The sequence below is a fragment of the Streptomyces sp. NPDC044061 genome, assembly GCF_056434305.1.
Genome location: NZ_JBWKFL010000185.1, coordinates 1 through 1,371, shown reverse-complemented (window position 1 = coordinate 1,371; position 1,371 = coordinate 1). Strand labels below are relative to the sequence as shown.

At 67.0% G+C, this 1,371-nt stretch carries 1 protein-coding gene and 1 pseudogene; both read right to left on the bottom strand.

The features are described from left to right. Positions 1–170, bottom strand: a pseudogene (locus AC07CM_RS50990) (transposase); the annotation flags it as partial. Between the two features lie 23 nt (positions 171–193). Further along, positions 194–1,270 carry an IS110 family RNA-guided transposase gene (locus AC07CM_RS50985; RefSeq protein WP_478883375.1) on the bottom strand — a complete coding sequence of 359 codons (1,077 nt, stop codon included), beginning with the start codon at positions 1,268–1,270 and terminating at the stop codon, positions 194–196. Positions 1,271–1,371 lie beyond the last annotated feature (101 nt).

Genomic DNA, 1,371 nt, shown 5'->3' with positions numbered 1-1,371 from the left:
TTTTCGAGAGCCTGGACGGAGGTGTGGACGCCGCGGCGGATGAGTTTGTCGGTCAGTAGGCCGAACCACCGCTCGACCTGGTTGATCCAGGAGGAGCCGGTCGGCGTGAAGTGGACGTGGAAGCGGGGGTGCCGGGCGAGCCACTTCTGGATCTCGGGGGTCTTGTGGGTGACGTAGAAGCCCCTATGTTTCGTCAAGCCAAGGACGGAAATTGGCTGGTGGCCAGGGGTTGGATGTGGCGGTAGAGCTCGCGCGCGACGTACCGCTTGAGACACCGGATGATCTCGCGCTTGGACATGCCTTCGGCGGTGCGTCGCTGCAGGTACTTCTGGGTGCGTTCGTCCCAGCGTATGCGGGTCATCACGATGCGGTAGAGGGCGGCATTCGCTTGGCGGTTGCCTCCGCGATTCAGGCGCCGTCGTTGTGTCTTGCCGGAGGACTGCTCGACCGGGCTGACGCCGCACAGGGCGGCGAAGGATGCCTCGTCAGTGATCCGGTCAGGGTTGTCACCTGCGGCGATGAGGAGGACCGCGGCGCTGTCGGGCCCGACACCGACCAGGTCCAGCATCTGGGGCCGGCAGGAGCGGACGGCCCTGGTGGTGCGCCGGGTCAGCTCTTTGACCTCGTCGGACAGGTGCTGGACTCTGCGGGCGAGCATTCGCATCGTGAAGACGGCCTCACCCCGGTCATCGGCATCGAGGGCCGCGCAGGTGGCGACCAGCGCAGGATTGCTCAGGCCAGTGAGCAGTTCGCGCAGGTCCGGGTCGATGGCCAGCAGGACGGCCTTGAGCTGGTTCAGCGCTTGGGTACGGGCCTTGACGGCCGATTCCTTGGCCAGCCGCAGGACCCGCATGTCCGCTGCGGGGCCGTCCGCGGTCTTCGGCACGGTGGTGGCGCGTCCGGACAGTACTGCGCGGGCGGCTGCGTCCGCGTCGACGGCATCCGTCTTGCCGCGCTTGCGCCGGGTGGCACGGTCGGGCTGGTTGATTTCGACGACCTCGATGCCTGCCCTGCGCAGGTACCGGGTCAGCGCGGTTCCGTAGGATCCGGTGCATTCGACACCGGCCCGATGCAGGACACCGAACGACCTTGCCCAGACGAGTAGTTGACGATATCCCGCAGCGGTAGTCGGGAACTCCTGGTGGGCGAGCGAGGCGCCCAGAGTGGTGATGACAGCGGCGACGTGGACGTCCTTGTGGGTGTCCACCCCCAGGACCACCTCCTCGGCCGGGTCCGGGACTGGCTGCGTGGGCAGCGTCAGCTGAGGCATGCTGGTGACGGTCACGAGGCTCCTTGGACTGGGTCTGGTGGCTGACACCGGTCCGGTGGGCGGTCAGAACTGTGACGGTGCTTTGTGCGGCAAAGCCCCTA

What these genes read in the sequence shown, in the direction of transcription:
- AC07CM_RS50985 (WP_478883375.1), bottom strand. Translation starts at nt 1,270, where the DNA reads ATGCCTCAGCTGACGCTGCCCACGCAGCCAGTCCCGGACCCGGCCGAG.